Genomic DNA, 20,042 nt, shown 5'->3' on the forward strand with positions numbered 1-20,042 from the left:
TAAGTGGGTCAGTTTCGGTTATAAAGGTGGGTCAGGTGATTTTTATAATAGTGGGTCAAGTGACTTTATATTTTCCACCCGTTCTCGTGCGAGTTTTATCCAATCTGTTGATAGTCAAATAAAACCTACCTGATTACAACAAATATACGAGAAATCAACATAAAACTACTCTTTCACAGAATCATGACGATATACCCGCATGACCCCCTGTATACGTTTCAACCGGGAAATCAGTTGTGACAAATGTTCCGTATCACTAACCAACACGGTGATTTGCCCGTCAAATAATCCCTCGCTCGAATTAATGGACAATCCCCGTAACGTGATCTTCGGGTCCTTCGCTATCACCTCGGTAATCTTGGTCACCATTCCCGCATCTTCACGCCCCACAATACTCAACACCGTCTGGTAGGAAGTCGCCCCGGCATTCGTCCAAGCCGCCTGCACGATTCGGTACGGGTAGCGACGCTGCAAATCAAGAGCATTCTTACACTGGGTCCGGTGAATCTTAATTCCCTCACCAATAGAAACGAATCCCAGAATATCATCCCCGAATACCGGGTTACAGCAACGGGCGAACTTGTACACCACGTTATCCACGTTCCGGTCGATCAACAACACATCTTCACTAATCGGGCGGGACGGGGTAACCTGCACCTCTTCTCTTGGGGTAGCAACCGTACGTTCCTCCTCTTTCGGGCGAGTAATGAACTCCTTGATCTCCGCCATATCCAACTTTTCCTCGGCAATCGCCTGGTAAAGATCGATAGCAAACTTATACTTATAGTGTTGTTGCAAACGATGAATCACCTCGTCCGTCAACTCTAACTTCCAATTCTTAAACCGACGAGCCAACATTTCCTTACCCAGTGTGGCCTGAGCCCGCGAATCTTCGGTGAGAAACTGACGAATCTTGTTACGAGCTTTCGAAGTCGTGGCAATATTCAGCCAGTCGGCATTCGGCTGTTGATTATTCGAGGTTAGGATGGATACCTGATCCCCGTTCTTCAACACATAGCGCAAGGTCTCGTTACGTTGGTTTACCTTTCCTCCTACACAACGGGATCCCACGGCCGTGTGGATAGCATAAGCAAAGTCAAGTAACGTCGCACCCGCCGGTAAAGTCTTCAAATCTCCCGCCGGGGTAAACACGTGTACCTCCTTATCTTGCAGGTTAATTTTAATATCGTCCAGCATATCCACGGCTCCGACTTCCGAACTCTCCAATATCTCTCGTAACTCAGTCAGCCACTCCTCTATAGCCTTATCCGCCGTTCCCCCCTTGTACTTCCAGTGAGCCGCGAATCCCTTTTCTGCAATCTCATCCATCCGTTCCGTACGAATCTGCACTTCCACCCATCGGTTATTAGGTCCGAGAACGGTGGTCTGCAATGATTCATAACCATTGGATTTAGGCACTGAAATCCAATCCCGCAATCGCTGCGGGTTAGGCGTGTACTTGTCGGCCACGATCGAATATGCCCTCCAACAATCGGCCTTCTCTTCCGGCCCCCTGCTATCCAGTATAAAACGAACCGCGAATATGTCATAGATTTCCTCGAACTCCACCTGTTTCTTCCGCATCTTGTTCAAGATCGAAGCGATCGTCTTGGTACGCCATTTCACCTTGAATTTAATTCCCCGGTTATTGAATTCTTCCACGATAGGGGCAATAAACTCGTTGATATATTTTTCACGGGCCTCCCGTGTTCCTTCCAGCTTCAAAGAAATCTCCTTGTACACCTCAGGCTCCCCGTAACGCAAAGCGAGGTCTTCCATCTCCGATTTGATATTATACAAACCTAAACGATGGGCAAAAGGAATGTAGATATAACTGGTTTCCCGGGCTAACTCCCGTTGTTGTTCCGGAAGTAAAGTCTCGGCATGTCGTAAATCATACAATTTTTCCGCCAGAAAAATCAACTGCACCCGTACATCTTCAGCAAAACTCAGTAGTAATTTCCGGAAATTTTCGGAATCCACCACCCGGTGAGTAGCGTAGATATGGCTTATATCCCGTAAACCGGCTAATATCTGGGCTACTTTCTCTCCAAATACCGTTTTTATCTGTTCCAATTTCAACGTTCCGGACTCTATTGCCCGATGCAACATCAAACAAATAATAGAAGTCCTCCCCAACCCGATCTCGGACGTGATAATTAATCCGGTATCCAGCAAACGATGAATATCTTTCTCGGTAACCGCTCGTGAATTTGCCTCGCTGCTCATTGCCGTGTCGAAAGCTTTTCGCACGAGACGAATATCCTCGGTTGAAATCAAGTTCTTACATGACTTTAATAAAGATCTATATTTTTGTTGTACAGTAATGTATGTCGTAGTTTCTGCCATAACAGGTTAATTTAGTAAATTCCAATTCCTATTAATCATATCAAAAAAAATGCCGTACTCCCCGATTTTCATTCTATTCAAGATGTAATAACAACTAATTATGCAGGACAACGACAATACCCGGCCAAAGGTTACCCGCAAGCCCCTAAAATTAATTTATTTCAAGCTACACAGGATAAAACCGTATCGTTACTGTCGTTCTTTTATGCTATCACCGTGAAAAAATCTGAATTATTTGACTACCGGTTTCACGATAATCTCGAAATTCCGACCATAGTTAATCAAGAACAGCCCCCGATTCTCCAAACCACCAAATCCATTCACCGGATGAAACCGGAAACGGGTAAATACCCCGCTTATATCCTTTTCCCGCAACACGTTCAAGGTATTCCCACGTTCCATGTCGACCAAGGGGATAAAGCACATAACAATGTCAAACGCCCGGTTCACCACATTACTTGGCTCCGAATAAAAATAATCCCGGTGTTTCGCGGAAAACTCTTTAGCCACATCACCTTGATAATCCACGTAACTATTCGCCATCATCTTCACGTTCAACTTAAACAACACTTCCTCGTCGATAGAAGTAAATTTCAACCAATCGGGGAAACCAATTACCGTGATCCGGAACTGATCTGCCAGTGCAGACAACACGGGCAACGTCCGACTGGCCGCCGCTTCATTTATAGTTGGAAACAAGATCATATTTTCCATTCCCGGCCTCATAATCTTGCGTAATGAATCCAAATGCATTTGAGGTCGCCATTGACAATTCGTCATATCTTCCATCCCGTTCGCCTGTAAGCGACTCCGTACCAGATCTGTCAAACGACTCTCTTCCCCGGTGCGAACTCCCCCATCGGGAATGATATTTATCAGATGAGCCTGCGTACCGTTCGCGACAATCCAGTCCGCCATCTCTTCTACCAGAGAAACCGTAGACGTATTCAACTGCACGAAATTCGGGAAACGGACTAAATCTCCTCCCCGTGAAGAAAGCGGGAAAATCATCGGAATCGTCCGGTTTCCTAGCTGTTCGGCAACCACCTTATACGTGTTCGCGTACACGGGACCAATAATCAAATCCGGAGATAACAAATTCAATTCCCCTACCAAACGTTGCACGGTATTGGGATCACGTTCCGTGTCATAAACATGCAAATCGATCGTGTATCCCTGCCGTTTCAAACTATCCACGGCCATCAATACCCCCTGATAAAATTGCAGGAAAGGTTCCGTGCGAGAAGATAAACGCCAACGCTCGTTCCGTATATTCACACCCAGCGTGTCCACCGGAATTTCCTCCTCAGATAAGGGCAACTTGTTTTCCTTCACGTACAAAGGCAACATAAGAGCAACTTTCACGTGGCGTTGCTCATGAGCAACTTCAGGAATAATAAACACGGTATCACCCACAACCTGCTGCACCATTCCTTCCAATGAATCGCGGGCAGGCGGGAAAGTATTCGGATGACTTTCCTCGTGTTTTTCCATCTCTTCACGCCGAGCTTGTTGAACCTCTTTCGCCTGACGTTTTTCCCAACGTAATTCAGCCTCCAACACGGTCCGATCAATCTGCCTCAATGCCAATTTCACGACAGCACCTTCCGCGATCGGTCGGCTCACGTCGTACTCCGGATTATCTTTCAGAATTCGTTTCATCTTGATATTAAACTTCCGGGAAAGAGAATATAGCGTCTCTTTCGGTTTCATCCGGTGATAATAAAACTTATCATCAATAGATTTAAAGGGTTCGACCACAGGAATTCTCAACACGTCCCCAATCGAAAGAGCATTGTCACTCTTATCATTTAATGCTTTCACTTCATCCACGGAGACACCGTAAGCCTTACATATGGAAAAAAGCGTTTCCTTGGCTTTCACCGTATGGAGATAATAGGACTTTCCCTGATACACGATTTTCTCTGTCGATTTCTCTATCTTGATTTCCTGCGCCCCGACATAACCCGTCAAACCCAGCAACAGGAATACTAAAATGAATCTTACCATCTTTATCACTTCTTATTTTCAAAGCAAAAATAGTAAAATAGTAGTGATAATTGAAAAATCTCTGCTATTTTTGCAAAGTTAAGGTATTTCAATACCAGCACTGCCCGTGTTCAGTAGTGATGAACACGGCAAGTTTTATAAATTTACAAACGTTACACACTCTATGGGTTTCTTTAAAAAAGGACATATCATCGTGTTATTGATCAACATAGCCGTAGCCTGCATCGTGTTGTTCCTGATCGGGTACATCGTGTTGAATCGATTGGAGAAATACACGAATCATGGTTACTATATTACTGTTCCCGAACTCCGGGGACTCACTCCCGACGAGGCGGAACCTTTCGCCAAAGAGAAGAATTTGCAAATCCTTGTCATCGATTCTATCTATGACAATAATGCCAAACCGGGAACTATCGTAGAACAATTCCCGTCACCGAATGCTCACGTGAAGAACAACCGGGCCATTCAACTGACCATCAACGCCAATGCCCCGGAAAAAATCATTTTCCCGAACCTTCGCAACGTGGCCTTCCGTCAATCCTTGCAACGATTGAAGAACTTGGGACTCAACGTTGGAAGAATCGAATACGTTCCTTCCAACTTCAAAAACCTAGTACTTGATTTCAAATACGAGGGCAACATCATCGAACCCAATAGTTTGATACAAAAAGGAGAAACGGTGGATATTGTACTCGGGAACGGGAATACGTCCAATGACCAAGTAGCCATCCCATCGTTAGTGGGGAAGACACTGGCAGAGGCAAAAGCCATGCTATTGCGGGCATTCTTAAACGTGGGTGAAATCCAACCCGACAACACGGTCAAAACCGAGGCGGACCAATCCACGGCAATTATATACCAGCAAGAGCCTGAATTCGAAGAGAACATGACGATGAAGATGGGGGGAGACATCACGCTCTACCTCACGAAAGATAAAGAAAAAATAATGGCACTGGACTCCCTGTCCATTGAGGAGCTACAACCATGATAGAAGAAGAAGTAGAAGATTTAGAAGAACTGGGCGAGGACGAACCGGAACAAGAGCAAGAAATGTATGAACATTTCCGTCTGGAAGTTGATCCCGGCCAAAATTTACTGCGCATTGATCGGTTTCTGGTCGATCGGTTACCCAACGTATCCCGTACAAAAATACAAGAAGCTGCAGAGGCCCAATGTGTACAGGTCAATAATAAACCGGTAAAATCCAATTACCGGGTAAAACCCAAAGACATCGTTACCTTGATGCTCCCCCACCCGAAACGGGAAATACGGGTCATACCGGAAGATATTCCTCTAAACATCGTGTACGAGGACGACTACCTGCTAGTCATTAACAAAGAACCGGGCATGGTGGTACATCCTTCCTACGGGCATTACACGGGGACTCTCGTGAACGCTTTGGCATGGCACTTGAAAGGGAATCCGTTATTCAAAGAAAACGATCCCCGCCCCGGGTTGGTTCACCGGATAGACAAGGACACTTCCGGCCTGCTGGTCATTGCCAAAACGGAAGAAGCTAAAACCAAATTGTCTTCCCAATTTTTTCATAAAACCTCTAGTCGGAAATACGTGGCCGTATGCTGGGGGAACTTGGAAAATGACAACGGAACGATTATCGGTAACATCGGAAGGAGTATCTCTAACCGGAAAATCATGGGTGTATTCCCGGAAGGTAGCGACTACGGCAAACACGCCGTGACTCACTATCACGTGCTGGAACGCTTGGGCTACGTGAATGTCGTGGAATGCGTGCTGGAAACCGGACGTACCCACCAAATCCGGGCTCATTTCAAATCAATCAGACATCCGCTATTCAATGATCCGGAATATGGTGGTAATGAAATACTGAAAGGGACCACTTTCACGAAGTATAAACAATTCGTGCAAAATTGTTTCGCCCTCTGTCCCCGACAAGCATTACATGCCAAAACCCTTGGTTTTGAACACCCGGGAACAGGCAAATGGATGGACTTCAATTCCGAAATACCACAGGACATTCAACAGCTCATTGAAAAATGGCGGGGCTACGTGGCAAACCGGGAACTGGAAGATATTGAATAACCTAGACAAACACGTATTTCAAAATACACAATATCGAGAGTATATACATCGTGAGATTTAACTCTCGATATTTACCCGCAAACAATTTAAGCAACACGTAAGTCAACAGCCCCAACACGATACCCTCCGCAATCGAATAAGTCAACGGCATCATGATAATAGTCACGAAAGCAGGAAAAGCCTCGGTCATATCATCAAAACGAATTTTCTTCACCGCATCAAACATAAAACTCCCCACGATCACCAATACCCCTGCCGTAGCGATGCCCGGAACCAACAAAAAGAACGGGGCAAAGAACAGAGCGACAATGAACAATCCGCTAACAACAGCAGCTGTCAAACCGGAACGCCCACCTTCGGCAATACCGGCAGTACTCTCAGCGTAAGTCGTGGTGGTTGACGTTCCGAGCAAAGCCCCGACCGTTGTTCCCACAGCATCCGCCATCATCGCAGGTTTCAACTTCGGGATACTCCCATCAGGTTTCACCATTCCCACTTTATTTGCCGTACCGACTAATGTTCCTAAAGTATCAAAAATATCCATGAACACGAGCGAGAAAATCGCAATCAACATATTCGGGGACAACAAAGAATGAAAATCCAGCTTGAAAAAGACCGGCTCCAGAGAATGAGGCATCGATACTAAAGAAAAGCCTTCCGGTATCCGGGTAATCCCCAAAGGAATACTTAATAACGTGACCGCCACGATCGCGTAGAAAAGAGCCCCCTTCACTTTCCGTGCAACCAACACTCCCCCGATAATAATTCCTCCCACGGCCAACAACGTCGATGGAGTAAACTCGCCTAAAGAAACAAATGTTGCAGGATTAGCCACGATCAACCCGGCCTTTTGTAATCCTAAAAAAGCAATAAACAAACCAATTCCAACGGATATGGCATGTCTCAACGTTTCGGGAATAGCATTCACGATCAACTCCCGTATATTAAACACGGTCAACAGGATAAACACTAGCCCCTCGATAAAAACGGCAGCCAAGGCACTCTCCCAGGAATATCCCATGCCCTGCACTAACGTAAAGGCAAAAAAAGCGTTCAACCCCATACCCGGAGCCAGGGCAAAAGGTAATTTCGCCAAAATAGCCATCACCAGCGTGGCAAAAGATGCTGCCAAAGCTGTAGCCGTGAACACGGCTCCCCGGTCCATCGATGCCGCCGAAAGAATATCCGGATTCACGGCAAGAATATACGACATCGTTAAAAAAGTAGTGACCCCAGCCATGATCTCTGTCTTTACCTTCATCACGCTGGGATCAAATCCAAAAAGTTTTTTTAATATCATCTTTATCCAGGATAAAACTATGCCCTCATTACACGTTAAAACGGAAGTTCATCATATCCCCATCCTGCACCACGTACTCTTTTCCTTCCACCGACATCTTCCCGGCTTCCTTGCATTTTGCCTCGGATCCCAAGGCTATAAAATCCTCGTATTTAATCACTTCCGCACGAATAAAACCTTTTTCGAAATCCGTGTGAATAATCCCAGCCGTCTGCGGGGCTTTCATCCCGTTCTTAAAAGTCCACGCCCTCACCTCCTTCGGGCCTGCCGTAAAATAAGTACGCAAATTCAACAACTTGTAAGCCGTACGAATTAATTTATTCACCCCGGCTTCCTCCAGTCCCAAATCCTGCAAAAACAATTGTTTCTCCTCGTACGTGTCCAACTCGGCAATATCCGCCTCGATAGCGGCACCGATCACCAATACTTCTGCCCCCTCGTCCTTCACGGCTTCCCGCACGGCATCCACGTATTTATTTCCCGTCACAACAGAAGCCTCATCCACGTTACAAACGTACAAAATAGGTTTATTCGTCAGCAACATCAACTCTTTCGCGGCCTCCTGCTGTAAATCGTTTAATTGCACGGAACGAGCGGATTTTCCCTGCACCAACGCATCTTTATATAAATGCAACACCTCGACCAGACGTTTCGCCTTTGCATCCCCTCCGGTCTGTGCCTTCTTCTCCTCTTTTGCCAAACGGCTTTCCACCGTTTCCAAGTCTTTCAACTGCAACTCTGTATCAATCGTCTCCTTGTCCCGGATCGGATCGACATTACCATCCACGTGTACGATATTATTATCATCAAAACAACGTAACACGTGAATTATAGCATCCGTTTCCCGGATATTAGACAAAAATTTATTTCCTAAACCTTCACCTTTACTCGCACCTTTCACTAACCCAGCAATATCCACGATCTCCACCACGGCAGGTACCACATTTTGAGGCTGTACCAACTCGACCAATTTATTCAGTCGCTCGTCCGGCACGGTAATCACTCCCACGTTCGGTTCGATCGTGCAAAAAGGGAAATTTGCCGATTGCGCCTTCGCATTACTCAAACAATTAAATAACGTCGATTTCCCCACGTTTGGCAAACCGACTATTCCACATTGTAAACCCATTATATTTTTGTCATTTTAATTATTACCTAACCTGCCAGCACGCCACACTCGTGGAATGCATTTTTTCGGCCGACAAAGATAATGATTCTTTTTAATAATACATACTCCGCTGTCTCTTATGTGTTTCACCTGTATCTCACCCGTAACTTATCGATAACTTACCGATAAGTTACCGATAAGTTACCGACGCGGAAGGTTAACTTTTCCCAAACTTTACCTTCAGATACAATCCGGACATCAACGAGACACCGGAGAGATTGTAGTACAAGCCAGATTGAGCCTATTACCGGACTATATCAGATCAAATCGTACGACGTTCATATTTTCGGAAAAAAGTTACCAACAAAAGACACCCGACAAATGCAAAAGGCGCACCCACTAGTGCCGGGTAAGAGTAACTCATTCCAGCTTGCAAAGGTAATCCCCCAACATAAGCACCGATCGCATTTCCCAAGTTAAATGCCACCTGTACACTAGCCGCACCTAACATCTCCCCTCCTTTTGAATAACGAATTAGCAACACCTGCTGTGGGCTCGAAACTGCAAACAGACCGGCTGTACACAAACACATCAACCCCACTGCCAACCAAGATATATGAGCGAAGAAAAAAATAAAAAGCAATGCAACACAGATCATTCCTTGTGCAAAGGCAGCCACTCGTCCCGGGGAAAACCGATCGGACAAACGTCCCCCAGCCAGATTTCCCACCACCATTCCAAAACCGGCAAGCACCATAAGGAACGTGATCATACGAGCCGGGAATCCGGCAATATTCGTTAGTAAGGGAGTCACGTAGCTATACCAAGCAAAGGTTCCCCCATTACCCAACAACGTTGCCCCCAGAATCAACCAAGGTGCCGGAGATTTCAAAAAACGGAACTGCCCCCTCAAACCGGTATCCGGCAAATTTTCTACCCGTGGCACCCAACGCCACATATAATAAAGAATAATAACGCCCCAACATCCAACGAGCAAGAAGGTCAAACGCCAGGAAATCGAGGCACTTAAAGCCGTCCCCAGCGGAACCCCGAACAAGTTAGCGATCGTCATTCCCGCAATCATGATAGATACCGCCTCTGACCCTCTCCCCTTATCCGCTAACTTCTCGGCGACAATAGATGCCACCCCGAAATAAGCCCCGTGCGGTAATCCCGAAATGAAACGGGCCACAAGCATCACCCAGTAATTAGGAGATAAAGCCGCACAAACATTTCCCAGCATCATTACTCCCACCAAAAACATCAAGATATACTTTAACTGATATCTGCGTGCCAAGATCAACATGGGAGCCCCGACACAAACTCCCAAAGCATAGGCCGAAATCAAATGACCGGCTGTAGCGATACTGATTCCTAAGTCTCGAGCCACATCAGGCAATATCCCCATCATCACAAACTCGGCTATTCCAAGACCAAGCGTACCAAAAGCTAAAGCAATAAGACTCTTCTTCATACACGTTTTTCTTTATCGTCGCAAAAATAAAAAAATAAAGAATAACGTGATACAGAATAAAGTATAAACAATCTTACGATTATGTTATCTCGCTGTAATATGAAAACAACCTTGCTTAAACTCGTAACGAACGTAACATTTCTTTTGCAAACGCAAATCCTGCAACACGTCGGCTAACACACTTTTCAATTTTTCCTCCGGGGCGTCTTTACGCCCGTCTTTTTTGAAACGCGTATATGCCACGTCAAAAGTAGTCCCGTACACGTGAGCGGAATTGGCACTAGCATTTCCATTACTCCTCCGCAATTTCTTCACGCTGGACCCCGTTCGTAACACACTTGTCACGATAATACTATGGGAAGGCAGGCCTTTCTGATACAGGGAGTCTTTAAAATTCCGGGCAATATCAGCCAATAAATCACAGGCCTCCGGTACAAGATAAGGCTCCGAATGTGTTAATTTATCCACTTGAAACAATTTGCAGGATTTAATCTCTTTTAAATTCCGGTCTGCCTTACTCAAATCCTCCGACGATTTCAATGGAGTAATACCCAATCGCTTGGCGGATGACAGATGCCTGTCATTTAAATCATTAAAAGTTCTCTGGTAATTTTTAAAATAAACAAAAGGCTTTTTACTCTTTTCGTTTTCCTTACAAGCCCCAACCAATATCAACAACACGCACGCTATCGTGTAATACCACTCCGTTCTTCTCATCTATATCTATTCATTTTTCACAGGTTCCACATGCACGGCCACGTGAGTACGCGATCCGTATTTAGCCCTCAAACGATTCTCGATCCCGGTAGCAACCACATGAGCTTCCCGAACGGTCATCTCTGGCTGCAAACGGATATGTATCTCTATCGCAAAATCATTCCCGATCCGACGAGTTCTCAAATTATGAGGGTCTTTTATTTGCAAGTCTTCATTTATTATCGTGATGATCTCTTTCTCGATCTCTTCCGGCAAAGAGCGCTCCAATAAATCATTTAAACAAGGGATCAAGAGTTGAATAGATACTTTCACGATGAAAACACTCACGACAACGGCCGCAATCGGGTCAAGCACCCGCCAATCTTTTCCCAGAAAAATCGCCCCGGCAATACCTAAAGCCGTACCAATGGACGAGAACGCATCCGAACGATGATGCCAAGCATTCGCCACGACAGCTTGGCTTTGCACCTTACGCCCGACGATAACCGAATAACGGTACAGGATTTCTTTCACCACGATCGAAACAAGAGCCGCAACCAAGGCTATAAAATCGGGACTACCCAATTCTTCTCCCCGATAAAAAGCAAGTATCTGATTCAACCCGTTCCAGAAAATCCCTGTTCCAACCATTAACAAAACGATACCGATAATTGCCGTTGCTAGTGTCTCATATTTACCATGCCCGTAATCATGTCCCGCATCCTTCGGTTTAGCAGAAACTTTCACGAAAACCAGCACGATAATATCCGTCACGAAATCTGACAAAGAATGTACGGCATCCGCAATCATAGCACTACTTTGTCCCAATATTCCCGCCACGAACTTAAACACTAACAAAAAGAAATTAGCAATTGAACCGACAATTGTAACCCTATATATTTGCTTTTCCCGACTTTCCTTTTCCATTGACAATAGTTAAACGCTTACAAAGTTACGAGAATTAATGTAATTTTACCGTAGAAATTTAGAACATTTTAAATGTTTAAACGTTCAAACACTTAAATTATAAAACGAATCAGAACATGAAACTTTTAGATGAATTTAAAGCTTTTGCCCTGAAGGGAAATGTAGTCGATATGGCCGTCGGTATCATTATCGGTGGGGCATTCGGGAAAATCGTGTCTTCATTAGTTAGTGACATTATCATGCCTCCCATCGGTATGCTTATCGGTGGTATGAATTTTTCCAATTTACACATCGTGTTACAAAAAGCCCACATGAACGAGGCTACGGGAAAAATGGTCGAAGCCGTCACCCTCAACTATGGTAACTTTATTCAAACAACGATCGACTTTTTGATCATTGCATTCTCAATCTTTATCGCCATCAAATTCATGAATAAATTGAGAACGAAAAAAGAAGAAACCCCGGCTCCGGCAGCTCCTCCCGCCCCGTCGAAAGAAGAAGTACTATTGACTGAAATCCGGGACATCTTGAAAGACAAACATTGATAAAGTTTTAGATTTTAAATTTGAGATTGAATTCTCAAATTTAAAATCTAAAATTTAAAATTAACCTAGCGGATTTCCCCAATCTTACATACCTCAATAAACGAGGCTCCTTTACCATGCCCGAAACTTCCCCCGACAACCACCACGTAGTCATCAGCCTTAATGCCATTCTGCATCAACATTTCCGGCAGATCATTCATAAACTCATCCCGGGACATCGGTTTTTCAGTATAATAGGGATACACCCCGAACGAGAGAGCCAATTCTCGCATAACCCGTTCATTATAGCACCGAGCGTAAACAGGCAAGTCACTCCGGAAAGCCGACAGGTAACGGGCTGTACGTCCGGAAAGCGTATCAACCACAATCGCCTTAATCGGTAACATCAATGCAGTTTTCACTGCCGAACGAGCCAACGCTGCCGTAATCTCGTTATTTATACGAACCAGACTTCTCCCCGCATCCGGCGGAACAGTTCCCTCGTTCTCCTCTGCCACTTCACGCATCACGGTTACCGCCTCTTCGGGATATGCTCCGTAAGCCGTTTCCCCGCTTAACATGATCGCATCAGTACCCATGTAAACGGCATTCGCAATATCACTAATTTCCGCACGAGTCGGCCTAGGATGCTCGATCATCGTGTGTAACATCTGCGTGGCAATAATCACGGGCTTCTTACTCTCAATACATTTTTTAACAATATATCGTTGAATTTTAGGGATTTTCTCCGCCTCGATCTCGATCCCTAAATCTCCGCGGGCAACCATCACCCCGTAAGCGTAATCCAGAATCTCGTCAATATTATCCACCCCCTCTTGATTCTCGATCTTGGCAATGACCTTGATCTTACTTCCCCGGGCATCCAGAATAGCCTGTATCGCCATAACATCCTCTTTATTACGCACGAAGGAGTGAGCTATAAAATCCAGATTATTATCTATTGCAAAATCAATAAATGCCCGGTCCTTATCACTTAAAGATTTCAATTTCAAGGAAGCTCCCGGCACGTTCACGCTCTTACGATTCTTGATAACAGCCTCGTTTGTCACCATCATTTCCAAATAATGATCCTTTTTCTCCACAACGACTAGCTTCACATCCCCATCGTCCACCAGCACCTTATCTCCTACTTTTATATCCTCTGCAAAATAAGGGTAGGACACGTGAATTAATTTTCCTTCCATTTTCAACTCCGGATCACCCGTTAAGTAAATCGTTTCTCCCCGGTCCACGTGCATCGGTTCATCCATAAGCATTGTTCTCACCTCCGGCCCTTTCGTGTCGATCAAGATGGCGATATTATCCGAAACTTTCCGAACATTCTCCACCACCTTCAACGCCTGCTCCATATCCTGATGAGCTGTATTCAACCGTACCACGTTCATCCCGGCACGATATAACTTCTCTAAAAACTCTACCTCACATCTTTTGTCAGATATGGTAGCCACAATCTTAGTCTTCTTCATATCATTAATAATAATAGTTATTCTTCGCGTATTTCCCCAACCTGTAACTCGCCAACCTGCAACGCGGCGAAGCCGCTCACATAAAAGCCTGTAACGCCAGTTCGTAGGATTTCAACCCGAAACCGGTAATTACCCCCCGGCAAACAGGAGTTAGGAAAGAAACATGACGGAAAGCTTCCCGTTTTGCCGTGTTAGAAATATGAACCTCGATCACGGGACAGGGAATCGCCGAAATAGCATCCGCGATAGCAATCGAAGTATGCGTGTAGGCTCCAGCATTCAAAATAATCCCGTCATAGGAGAATCCCACTTCATGAATTTTATTGATAAGCTCCCCCTCCACGTTCGACTGGTAATAATCGATCTCGACCATCGTGTAGAAATCTCTCAACCCCGACAAGTACTCCTCGAAAGAGGTTTCCCCGTAAATATTTTTTTCCCTGATTCCCAAAAGATTAAGATTGGGACCGTTTAAAATCAATATCTTCATATTCACCGTTTTTACTGAATACAAAATTAACAAAAAAAACGATGAGACCGGACATTTCAAGCCGGATTTAGGTATTAAATTTCGATTACAAGGTCTAATAATAAAAATTATGAGTGTTAAACTTGACAAAACTGTTACAACTCAAAGAAAAAACTTATACCTTTATCTGGCGAAAATCTATCAGAATACTCTTGAGATAGGTTTAAAGTGGTGAATTAGAATTTGTATTATTTATTTTGTAACACAGCTAAAAATGACTTGGAACGAAGCGATAGATAGTTTTCGGACTTATTTGATTTTAGAAAAATCACTATCAACCAACTCGGTGGAAGCTTATTTGAATGACATCAGAAAGCTGGGAGCCTATTGTGAACAACGGACACCTACATTGAATCCGAAAGAAGTGTCCTATGACGTATTAAACGAGTATATTTCCGCCTTGAAAGACACCGGGGTTACTCCCCGTACTCAAGCTAGAAGTATATCCAGTATCAAATCTTTCTTCAAGTATTTGTTATACGATGGAGCCATCGGACTTAACCCGGCAAACTCGCTTGATGCACCAAAAATCGGACGTACCCTTCCTAGCGTCCTCAGCGTAGAAGAAATTGAAGCCATGATTAACGCTGTGGATCTGACCAAACAAGAAGGACAACGTAATAAAGCAATCCTCGAAACATTATATTCTTGCGGTTTGCGCGTATCTGAACTTGTCAACTTGAAGTTATCACAAATTAACTTCCGAACAGGATACATCAAAATCGAGGGAAAAGGAAACAAGGAACGGATTGTTCCACTGGGAGCGAAAGCAAAAGACGAGATCCGTTGCTATTTGAAAAAAGATCGCGACAGAATGAAAAAAGCGAGAGGATTCGAAGATATTCTCTTTTTAAACAAGATGGGAAAATCTCTTTCCCGCGTGATGATATTCAATATTATCAAGGAAACAGCACTCCGTGCCGGCTTGAATAAAGTGGTATCCCCCCACACCTTCCGTCACTCATTTGCCTCTCACTTGGTAAACGGCGGTGCGGACATCCGCACGGTTCAAGACATGCTAGGACACGAATCTATTCTGACAACGGAAATTTACACGCACCTGGATAACTCATATCTCCGGGATACAATCACAAATTTCCACCCCAGAGCGAAGAAATCCCGCAAATGATCCTTATATTTGTATCCAATACCCGAAAAAGTATTGGATACAAATATTTAGAAACACATGGAAAACAAACAAGATATATTGAAACAGTTGTCCAGCAATGACATGGACATCGTTAGAGGGGCCATCGAACAAATCAAACAAGAAGGTGATATTTCCATCGTCCCCGAATTACTGGACATCCTGTTACAAAGTCAGGACACGAACATCATTACCAACCTCACGGCCTTACTCTCGGACGTGAAAGAATCCGACTTCAAAACGGTCTTGATGGATAAATTGATCAACGCTCCCGAAGGTAGCGGAAAAGCCAATTTATTACGCATATGCTGGGAATCAGCTATTGATTTTTCGGAATATCTGGATGTATTCGTTGATATGTTATTGCATGAAGACTTCATCGCGGCACTAGAAGCCTCCACCGTCATTGAAAACCTACACGGTAACATCCCGGAAGAAAAGATTCACATAGCCATACAACGTTTAAAATCCGAAAGTAATGAAGACAACGCCTTCTTACTGGAAGGCACTATCCCTCATTTAGAAGAAATGCTCCTCAAAGAAGAAGAGGATGAAGAAGAACATCATCACGATCACGGACACGATTGTAGTTGCCATTGTCATGATTAGTTTGCCCGCAACAAGATTATCTATCGCGTGATTTAATGATTTCAGATTAGGTGATTATAGAATCGCTGAATCATTTAATCGGCAATCACTAAATCTTTGAATCATTCAATCTAAAATCTAAAATTAATAAAGCCACTCTTTCACCTGTTCGACCTTCTCATCTAAAGGCATATTTCCATCCAGCCATTTGATCTCGAACCCGTCCCGTTCCATTTTACGGAACCAGGTCATTTGTCGCTTGGCAAACTGGTGAATGGCAATGTTCAGTTGCTCCACCATCTCGTCATAAGTCAACTCTCCGGTAAGATACAAGGTAAGGTATTTATACTCTAACCCGTAATATATCAAGTCTTCCGGTTTTATTCCCCGGTCAAGCAACCCCTTCACCTCATCAATCATTCCCGCCTGCAAGCGGGCGTGTAAACGTTCTGTAATCCGTTGTCGCCGAGTCTCACGATCAAATAGGACCCCGACAATCAAAGATCGGATCTCCGGGAACTCCCCTTTCACGGGTTCATGTGTAGTATAATACTCGGCAATCTCAATAGCCCGAATCGCCCGCTTTACCGTGTCCGTATCCGTCGTGTTGTGCAAGGAACGATAGGAGGACAAGATGTCGGATAATTCCGCCAACGACTTACAGGCCAACCGTTCCCGTAATTCGGGATTTTCCGGAACAGGAGTCATCCGGTAAGCTTTCAAAATGGACTCCACGTATAAACCACTTCCCCCGCACAACACGGGAAAAATACCCCTACGTTCACAATCCTGCCACACTTTTAAAAACTCCTGCTGATACATGAACAGATTAAAACGAAACCCGGCATCGGCAATATCAATCAAATGATAAGGTACAAGCGTACCCTCGTGGACATACTCGTCCAAGTCCTTCCCCGTACCGAGATCCATACCACGATAAATTTGTCTCGAATCGGCTGAAATAATCTCTCCTTTCAATTCCGCAGCTAAACGTACCGCTAAAGAGGTCTTTCCCGTGGCCGTAGCCCCCAAGATGGTCAGTAAATTATACATGAATATTGCTCTATGATGATACCTGTTTACTTTCCCGACAAAGATAGTTTTAAAAGTGGCAAGATTTATCTCCCAACCTATTTTTTTCTCCATGTTAACACCAACTAATGCCAAAAAGTGTTATATTTGAAAGCGACAAATAATACTACTTATTCGAAAAAAATTATAAAACAGCAACTATGATAAACGATGACATCATTCGCTTAAGAGCTTTAGAACCTGAAGACTTAGAATGTCTGTATCAATGGGAAAATGATATGGATTTATGGGAAGTCAGTGACACGCTTACCCCCTTCTCCCTGTTCACGTTAAAGAAATACATCGAAACTTGTCATCTGGATATATATACCACCAAGCAACTCCGCCTGATGATTGAAAGAGTGGATACAAATGCCCGGATTGGATTAGTTGATCTCTATGATTTCGATCCATATCATCAGCGTGCCGGTATCGGGATTATGATCCACAATACAGAAAACCAAAAACAGGGATACGCAACAGCCGCTATCCGTCTGATGATCGACTATTGCTTCGAAACACTGGGACTGAACCAGATTTATAGTAGCGTACCCAGTGGAAACATTGGTAGTCGCAAACTTTTCGAGAAACTCGGTTTCGTGCAGACCGGATACCGAAAAAACTGGCTCCGCCGGGGAAACGGCTGGGAAGACATTGTATATTTCCAACTACTAAATCAATAAACCAAATCGAGGGGCTGTAGTTTTACAGCCCCTCAAATTTATAAACTAAAACGGTTATGAAACACTCGTTATTATTGGTATGCCTATTCTCGGGATTCTTGACGAAAGCTGCAATCCCGGAGAAAACAATTCAAGCCACCATTACCGACATTCAAGCAAAAGGAGTTACTAACACAACCGCCATCGAAACCGGAGTACGCCAAGTCGCTCACCTTTGGCAATCACAAGATGGCACGAACTCCGAATTCCAAGAATTTTGCGTGAAAAACTATATTACAGACCCGGAACAAAAACAACAGGTATTCCAAAAGGTAAGTCATTACTTCGAGGCCTTATGGGGACATTTTAACGAAATCACGCTCCAACTTCAATTAAACTTGCATCAGGACAACGGTCCTCTTCATGACATCGATCCCATGTTCGGTGCTTACAGTCCCGGCTCTCATTTGATTAACGATTTTTACAACAACAAAATCGGCTTTATCATTGCCCTTAACTTCCCGGAAGTACCTTTACAGGACAAAGAAAAACTAAGTAACGACCGCATGGCTTGGGCCTATGCTCGCCTCGGTGACGTGTTTACTCAACGGGTTCCGGCAGAACTAATTCAAGCTGGAGTGAAAGCGGAAAGTGATGCGGACGTGTATATTTCAAGTTACAACATTTACATGGGACACGTGCTAAACGCCAAAGGACAAAAGCTTTTCCCCGAAGATAAAATTTTGCTTACTCATTGGAATTTAAGAGACGAAATCAAGGCCAACTACAACAAAGGGAAAGAAGGTTTGGATAAGCAACGCACCGTTTATGAAGTCATGAAACGGATTATCTCGCAGGAGATCCCCGTGCAAGTCATCAATTCCGGAGCTTACGACTGGAATCCTTACACGAACACACTCACTCAAAACGGACAAACTGCCACGGGAACCCCGGAGGCAACAGAACGTTATCAACGTATGTTGAATAACTTCCACGCCATGAAAGCCATCGACCCTTATGCCGGCAAGAATTTCATTGAACGAAAGTTTTCGGGAGAAATGGAAGTATCGGTAGAAGATGTAAAAGCTCTTTTCACCCAATTCCTCACTTCTCCGGAATTGAAAGAAGTCGGCAAGATTATTTCCAAACGTCTAGGCCGTAAACTGGAAGCATACGATATTTGGTACGATGGTTTCAAACCTCGTAGTAATCTGGACGAGGCCAAACTGGATGCCCAGATACAAAAACTTTACCCGAATGCAGAGGCTTTCAAGGCAGGACTCCCCTCCCTGCTCACACATTTGGGTTTTACCCCCGAAAGAGCAAATGAAATTTGTGATAAAATAGCCGTGGATGCCGCACGAGGATCAGGACACGCATGGGGTGCCGCCATGAAGGGACAACAGTCCCATCTTCGTACCCGTATTCCCGCGGAAGGAATGAATTATAAGGGGTACAATATCGCCGTTCACGAATTCGGCCACAACGTGGAACAAACCATTTCCATGTACAATGTAGACAATTTCATGATGGCCGGAGTTCCCAACACGGCTTTCACGGAAGCACTTGCTTTCGTGTTCCAAAAACGGGATCTGCAATTACTGGGCATTGAAAACAACGACCCGGAAAAGGACAAGATGGACATTCTTGACAAATTTTGGAGCCTGTACGAAATCATGGGAGTCTCCATGCTCGACATCTCCATCTGGGAATGGCTGTACGCAAACCCGAACGCGACGGCAGAACAGCTAAAAGAAGCCTCTATCAGCTTGTCAAAAGAAATATGGAATAAATACTATGCCCCCGTCTTCGGCAAAAAAGACGAAACGGTTTTAGCCGTTTATTCCCACATGATCAGTTACCCGCTATACCTGTCCGCTTACGCCTTCGGTCAGATCATCGAATTCCAACTGGAAGATTACCTCAACGGTAAGAACTTCGCTCAAGAAGTTGATCGTATTTACCGACTGGGACGTCTTACCCCGAACGAGTGGATGATCCAAGCCACGGGAAATGACCTCAGCGTGGAACCCATGATACACGCCTTACAGAAAGTAATCAAAAAATAAATCTTTCTACTTCAATATAAAAAGACAGCCGACTGCAATC

At 44.5% G+C, this 20,042-nt stretch carries 17 protein-coding genes; 7 read left to right on the forward strand and 10 right to left on the reverse strand.

Translation table 11 applies throughout. From position 1 onward, the window contains the following. Positions 1-165: 165 nt before the first annotated feature. Positions 166-2,349 (reverse strand): RelA/SpoT family protein, encoded by a 2,184-nt coding sequence (locus I2I33_RS07255; protein ID WP_087422349.1) that lies wholly within the window; start codon positions 2,347-2,349, stop codon positions 166-168. A 231-nt stretch (positions 2,350-2,580) separates the two neighbouring features. Further along, complete coding sequence (locus tag I2I33_RS07260; RefSeq protein WP_087422350.1) at positions 2,581-4,359, reverse strand: LysM peptidoglycan-binding domain-containing protein; 1,779 nt, start codon at positions 4,357-4,359, stop codon at positions 2,581-2,583. 163 nt (positions 4,360-4,522) lie between these two features. Between I2I33_RS07260 and I2I33_RS07265 the strand changes: the two genes are divergently transcribed. Both I2I33_RS07265 and I2I33_RS07270 read left to right on the forward strand, forming a co-directional pair. Next, positions 4,523-5,347, forward strand: coding sequence for a PASTA domain-containing protein (locus tag I2I33_RS07265; RefSeq protein ID WP_087422351.1), 825 nt, complete (start codon positions 4,523-4,525; stop codon positions 5,345-5,347). Next, complete coding sequence (locus I2I33_RS07270) at positions 5,344-6,420, forward strand: RluA family pseudouridine synthase (RefSeq protein ID WP_027199822.1); 1,077 nt, start codon at positions 5,344-5,346, stop codon at positions 6,418-6,420. The genes I2I33_RS07265 and I2I33_RS07270 overlap by 4 nt, the downstream gene beginning before the upstream one ends. A 1-nt stretch (position 6,421) precedes the next feature. On the opposite strand, the gene I2I33_RS07275 is transcribed toward I2I33_RS07270, so the two are convergent. The 5 genes from I2I33_RS07275 to I2I33_RS07295 form a co-directional block, all read right to left on the reverse strand. After that, positions 6,422-7,720 carry an NCS2 family permease gene (locus tag I2I33_RS07275; protein WP_087422352.1) on the reverse strand — a complete coding sequence of 433 codons (1,299 nt, stop codon included), beginning with the start codon at positions 7,718-7,720 and terminating at the stop codon, positions 6,422-6,424. Positions 7,721-7,748: 28 nt separating this feature from the next. Next, positions 7,749-8,849 carry a redox-regulated ATPase YchF gene (gene ychF, locus I2I33_RS07280; protein ID WP_087422353.1) on the reverse strand — a complete coding sequence of 367 codons (1,101 nt, stop codon included), beginning with the start codon at positions 8,847-8,849 and terminating at the stop codon, positions 7,749-7,751. A gap of 301 nt (positions 8,850-9,150) precedes the next feature. Further along, complete coding sequence (gene araJ, locus I2I33_RS07285; RefSeq protein ID WP_087422354.1) at positions 9,151-10,302, reverse strand: MFS transporter AraJ; 1,152 nt, start codon at positions 10,300-10,302, stop codon at positions 9,151-9,153. An 84-nt stretch (positions 10,303-10,386) separates the two neighbouring features. Continuing rightward, positions 10,387-11,019 (reverse strand): DUF5715 family protein, encoded by a 633-nt coding sequence (locus I2I33_RS07290; protein ID WP_087422355.1) that lies wholly within the window; start codon positions 11,017-11,019, stop codon positions 10,387-10,389. 6 nt (positions 11,020-11,025) lie between these two features. Then, on the reverse strand, positions 11,026-11,925 hold the full coding sequence (locus I2I33_RS07295) for a cation diffusion facilitator family transporter (protein WP_087422356.1): 900 nt from the start codon (positions 11,923-11,925) through the stop codon (positions 11,026-11,028). 116 nt (positions 11,926-12,041) lie between these two features. Between I2I33_RS07295 and mscL the strand changes: the two genes are divergently transcribed. Further along, a complete protein-coding gene (gene mscL, locus I2I33_RS07300; RefSeq protein ID WP_087422357.1) occupies positions 12,042-12,470 on the forward strand; it encodes a large-conductance mechanosensitive channel protein MscL in 429 nt (142 codons plus the stop codon). Positions 12,471-12,535: 65 nt separating this feature from the next. On the opposite strand, the gene pyk is transcribed toward mscL, so the two are convergent. Beyond that, positions 12,536-13,936, reverse strand: coding sequence for a pyruvate kinase (pyk, locus tag I2I33_RS07305; protein WP_087422358.1), 1,401 nt, complete (start codon positions 13,934-13,936; stop codon positions 12,536-12,538). A gap of 76 nt (positions 13,937-14,012) precedes the next feature. Then, on the reverse strand, positions 14,013-14,426 hold the full coding sequence (aroQ, locus tag I2I33_RS07310; protein ID WP_087422359.1) for a type II 3-dehydroquinate dehydratase: 414 nt from the start codon (positions 14,424-14,426) through the stop codon (positions 14,013-14,015). Between the two features lie 253 nt (positions 14,427-14,679). On the opposite strand from aroQ, the gene xerD reads away from it, so the two are divergent. Both xerD and I2I33_RS07320 read left to right on the forward strand, forming a co-directional pair. Next, the gene (xerD, locus tag I2I33_RS07315) at positions 14,680-15,594 is read left to right on the forward strand and encodes a site-specific tyrosine recombinase XerD (protein ID WP_087422360.1); all 915 of its coding nucleotides are present in this window, start codon (positions 14,680-14,682) and stop codon (positions 15,592-15,594) included. Between the two features lie 57 nt (positions 15,595-15,651). Beyond that, positions 15,652-16,221 carry a hypothetical protein gene (locus I2I33_RS07320; protein WP_087422361.1) on the forward strand — a complete coding sequence of 190 codons (570 nt, stop codon included), beginning with the start codon at positions 15,652-15,654 and terminating at the stop codon, positions 16,219-16,221. A gap of 123 nt (positions 16,222-16,344) precedes the next feature. Here I2I33_RS07320 and miaA read toward each other — a convergent pair whose 3' ends face one another. Beyond that, on the reverse strand, positions 16,345-17,253 hold the full coding sequence (miaA, locus tag I2I33_RS07325; protein WP_195666784.1) for a tRNA (adenosine(37)-N6)-dimethylallyltransferase MiaA: 909 nt from the start codon (positions 17,251-17,253) through the stop codon (positions 16,345-16,347). A 179-nt stretch (positions 17,254-17,432) separates the two neighbouring features. Between miaA and I2I33_RS07330 the strand changes: the two genes are divergently transcribed. Next, positions 17,433-17,954: a GNAT family N-acetyltransferase gene (locus tag I2I33_RS07330; RefSeq protein WP_087422362.1), complete on the forward strand. Its 522-nt coding sequence runs from the start codon at positions 17,433-17,435 to the stop codon at positions 17,952-17,954. A 56-nt stretch (positions 17,955-18,010) separates the two neighbouring features. Further along, the gene (locus I2I33_RS07335; protein WP_087422363.1) at positions 18,011-20,002 is read left to right on the forward strand and encodes a hypothetical protein; all 1,992 of its coding nucleotides are present in this window, start codon (positions 18,011-18,013) and stop codon (positions 20,000-20,002) included. Positions 20,003-20,042 lie beyond the last annotated feature (40 nt).

The sequence above is a fragment of the Butyricimonas sp. BSD2780061689_150309_C8 genome, from assembly GCF_015560935.1.
GTDB classification, from domain to species: Bacteria; Bacteroidota; Bacteroidia; order Bacteroidales; family Marinifilaceae; genus Butyricimonas; species Butyricimonas paravirosa.

Excerpts from the sequence above, each read along its gene's own strand:
- I2I33_RS07290 (WP_087422355.1), bottom strand. The coding sequence starts at position 11,019 with ATGAGAAGAACGGAGTGGTATTACACGATAGCGTGCGTGTTGTTGATA.
- I2I33_RS07335 (WP_087422363.1), top strand. The coding sequence starts at position 18,011 with ATGAAACACTCGTTATTATTGGTATGCCTATTCTCGGGATTCTTGACG.
- miaA (WP_195666784.1), bottom strand. The coding sequence starts at position 17,253 with ATGTATAATTTACTGACCATCTTGGGGGCTACGGCCACGGGAAAGACC.
- I2I33_RS07295 (WP_087422356.1), bottom strand. The coding sequence starts at position 11,925 with ATGGAAAAGGAAAGTCGGGAAAAGCAAATATATAGGGTTACAATTGTC.
- araJ (WP_087422354.1), bottom strand. The coding sequence starts at position 10,302 with ATGAAGAAGAGTCTTATTGCTTTAGCTTTTGGTACGCTTGGTCTTGGA.
- I2I33_RS07255 (WP_087422349.1), bottom strand. The coding sequence starts at position 2,349 with ATGGCAGAAACTACGACATACATTACTGTACAACAAAAATATAGATCT.
- aroQ (WP_087422359.1), bottom strand. The coding sequence starts at position 14,426 with ATGAAGATATTGATTTTAAACGGTCCCAATCTTAATCTTTTGGGAATC.
- I2I33_RS07260 (WP_087422350.1), bottom strand. The coding sequence starts at position 4,359 with ATGGTAAGATTCATTTTAGTATTCCTGTTGCTGGGTTTGACGGGTTAT.
- I2I33_RS07330 (WP_087422362.1), top strand. The coding sequence starts at position 17,433 with ATGATAAACGATGACATCATTCGCTTAAGAGCTTTAGAACCTGAAGAC.
- I2I33_RS07275 (WP_087422352.1), bottom strand. The coding sequence starts at position 7,720 with ATGATATTAAAAAAACTTTTTGGATTTGATCCCAGCGTGATGAAGGTA.
- I2I33_RS07320 (WP_087422361.1), top strand. The coding sequence starts at position 15,652 with ATGGAAAACAAACAAGATATATTGAAACAGTTGTCCAGCAATGACATG.
- I2I33_RS07265 (WP_087422351.1), top strand. The coding sequence starts at position 4,523 with ATGGGTTTCTTTAAAAAAGGACATATCATCGTGTTATTGATCAACATA.
- pyk (WP_087422358.1), bottom strand. The coding sequence starts at position 13,936 with ATGAAGAAGACTAAGATTGTGGCTACCATATCTGACAAAAGATGTGAG.
- ychF (WP_087422353.1), bottom strand. The coding sequence starts at position 8,849 with ATGGGTTTACAATGTGGAATAGTCGGTTTGCCAAACGTGGGGAAATCG.
- mscL (WP_087422357.1), top strand. The coding sequence starts at position 12,042 with ATGAAACTTTTAGATGAATTTAAAGCTTTTGCCCTGAAGGGAAATGTA.
- xerD (WP_087422360.1), top strand. The coding sequence starts at position 14,680 with ATGACTTGGAACGAAGCGATAGATAGTTTTCGGACTTATTTGATTTTA.
- I2I33_RS07270 (WP_027199822.1), top strand. The coding sequence starts at position 5,344 with ATGATAGAAGAAGAAGTAGAAGATTTAGAAGAACTGGGCGAGGACGAA.